The sequence below is a fragment of the Phyllobacterium sp. genome (assembly GCF_037994425.1).
Lineage (GTDB): Bacteria > Pseudomonadota > Alphaproteobacteria > Rhizobiales > Rhizobiaceae > Phyllobacterium.
Genome location: NZ_JBBNAM010000342.1, coordinates 1 through 2546 on the forward strand (window position 1 = coordinate 1; position 2546 = coordinate 2546).

Consider the following 2546-nt stretch of genomic DNA (forward strand, 5'->3'; position numbering starts at 1 on the left):
CGCAGTACGCCCGGTGCTCGACATCATGCAGACCGTTCCACCCTGGGTCTACCTGATCCCGGCAGTGATGGTATTCAGCCTGGGCCGCGTCCCCGCCATCATAGCGACCATCGTCTATGGTGTGCCGCCGATGCTGCGCTTGACGACACTTGCATTCAACCAGGTGCCGAAAGACCTTCTTGAGCTTGGACAGGCAACCGGTGCGTCTCCAAAGTCCATACTTCTGAAGATCGAGATACCTTCGGCCATGCCGACGCTTCTTGTAGGATTAAACCAGTGCATACTTCTGTCATTGGCAATGGTGGTCCTCGCCGGGCTCGTTGGGGCAGGGGGGCTCGGTGCAGAGGTTACGCGGGGCCTGACGCGCATGGAAATGGGACTTGGCCTTCGGGCAGGTCTGGCGATCGTCGCGGTCGCTATTCTTCTCGACAGGCTGACACGGGGTGCGCTGCAACGCGGTCGCAATCCGGCTGGCGCCGCAGCTTAACAGCAAGGAGGGGAGTCCCCTATGATCGACATCGGGCGTATAGGTATCATTGGAGGCTCGGGGTGGCTCGGAACAGCCATCGCGAAAGCGCTTGTCGGTTCTGGTACAGTTGCCGCTGAGCGGCTGACTTGCTCGTTCCGGAGCGGAGTCCCCGAGAATTCCGTCAACTGCCACTGGACAAGCGATAACAGTGAGTTAGTGAAGAATTCTGATGTCATTGTGCTCTCGGTGAGACCCGATGACTGGAGCGCCATTGATATCGATGCCGACAAAAAATTGGTGGTCTCAGTTATGGCCGGTGTGACGATCGAGGACATAAAGCGAAGAACTGGCAGCAACCGCGTCGGGCGCGCTCTTCCGAATGCGGCAGCGGAGCTCGGATATTCCTATACGCCCTTCTTCATAGATTCGCCTGAACCCAAGGACAGCGAGACCATTATAACGCTGTTCCGCAGCTGCGGTGTGGTCGACGCAGTAAGCCAGGAGGAGCATATTGACTATTTCACCGCAATGTCCGGTTCCGGCGCGGCATTCCCGGCCTTGCTCGCCGAAGCGATGATCAATGATGCGGTGGTACGCGGCATTTCCCCTGCCATCGCGCAGCGCGCCGCACAGCAGGTGATCATTGGCGCCGGGCGGCTCCAGGAGTTCAACGGGGCGTCTCCATCAGATACCGTCAAATCGTTCGTGGACTACAAGGGGACGACCGCGGCTGGCATTATTGCGATGCGGCAAAATGGATTCGACGCTGCGGTGGGCGCTGGTCTCGATGCCGCCTTCCGGAAGGCCCAGGCATTGTCGACCAAGCCATAGAGGGATTGACGGATGAACGGGAAACCCATGACTTCAGGCACGCCGCGATTGAAAATCGGCTTCGTCCTGGCGCGTTCCTTTACGCTGTCGGCCTTCGCCATGTTCGTCGATACATTGCGGCTGGCAAGTGATGAGCTTGACCGGTCCGGACGGGTGCATGCTGACTGGCAGGTCCTTGGCAGCACGCGGCATCTGATCACGTCGAGTTGCGGCGTTCAGGTGGCTCCGACGTCGGATTTCGTTGATCCCGGCCAGTTCAACTACATCGTGGTGGTCGGAGGGCTTCTGACTGTGGAACGTCCCATCGACAACGACACCATCGCCTTCCTCAAGCGCGCAGACGCCAAGAAGGTCCCGCTGATCGGTGTGTGCACCGGGTCTTTCATTCTGGCAGAAGCCGGATTGATGGAGCATCACGAGACCTGCGTCAGCTGGCTGCACTACCAGGCGTTCAGGGAGCGCTTTCCTGATCTGACGGTGCGTTCCGATCGACTCTACAACCTCGAACAAACACGCGGATCGTGCGCTGGCGGCACCAGTGCCGCCGATTTGGCCGCGTCCATCGTACGCCAGTCGATCAGCAAGGACGCCGAACGCAACGCGCTTGAGGTGCTGCAGATAGAAAGGGCAAGGAGCGCGCTGGACATTCAGCCGCGCAGGCCGCTCGATATCGACTGCAGCGATGATCGCCTGAAGTCGATCCTCATCACGATGGAGCGGCATGTCGAGGACATCATCAGTATCCCTGACCTCGCTGCCTCGGTCGGCATTTCGCGCCGCCAGTTGGAGCGTCTCTTCCATGAAAAGACAGGACGCTCGCCTGCTCAAGCCTATATGGCGTTGAGATTGCATCGTGCTCGGGCGCTGCTCCTGCAGACCAAAGCACCCCTCATCGAGATAGCCATCGAGGTCGGCTTTGAAACCGCTGGGCACTTCATAAAAGCCTTCAAGAAAGCTTACGGTGAGACGCCGGGTCGGTTGCGGGGCGCAACGACGCACTGACAACAAAGCATCCTTTGGCATGTTCCTGCCATGCTGCTCGAAGCCACTGACCGACCTGGTTGTGGACCGGTAGCTGCGACTCGCTGCGCTTGAAGAGAGGGTAAATGCAATGACAGGCCGCAACGAAGCTCTCCAGTCGTTCGTCGACGCCGCGTGCGCGGCGTATGATGAGTTTGCGCGAGGACCGGAGTCGCGCCTTTCCATTCAGAAGATATTCTCGGCACTAGAATCACCCGGTGCGGAG

At 59.2% G+C, this 2546-nt stretch carries 3 protein-coding genes; all 3 read left to right on the forward strand.

The window, feature by feature from the left end:
• Positions 1 to 487 (forward strand): ABC transporter permease subunit (locus AAAB35_RS22620; protein WP_340670524.1); only part of this gene is annotated, 487 nt, incomplete at its 5' end.
• Positions 488 to 508: 21 nt separating this feature from the next.
• Positions 509 to 1300: a pyrroline-5-carboxylate reductase dimerization domain-containing protein gene (locus AAAB35_RS22625; protein ID WP_340670525.1), complete on the forward strand. Its 792-nt coding sequence runs from the start codon at positions 509 to 511 to the stop codon at positions 1298 to 1300.
• A 12-nt stretch (positions 1301 to 1312) separates the two neighbouring features.
• Positions 1313 to 2302 (forward strand): GlxA family transcriptional regulator, encoded by a 990-nt coding sequence (locus AAAB35_RS22630; protein WP_340670526.1) that lies wholly within the window; start codon positions 1313 to 1315, stop codon positions 2300 to 2302.
• The last annotated feature ends 244 nt before the right edge of the window (positions 2303 to 2546 follow it).

Bases quoted from the DNA above. Each gene is read 5' to 3' on its own strand.
- AAAB35_RS22625 (WP_340670525.1), top strand. From the start codon at position 509: ATGATCGACATCGGGCGTATAGGTATCATTGGAGGCTCGGGGTGGCTC.
- AAAB35_RS22630 (WP_340670526.1), top strand. From the start codon at position 1,313: ATGAACGGGAAACCCATGACTTCAGGCACGCCGCGATTGAAAATCGGC.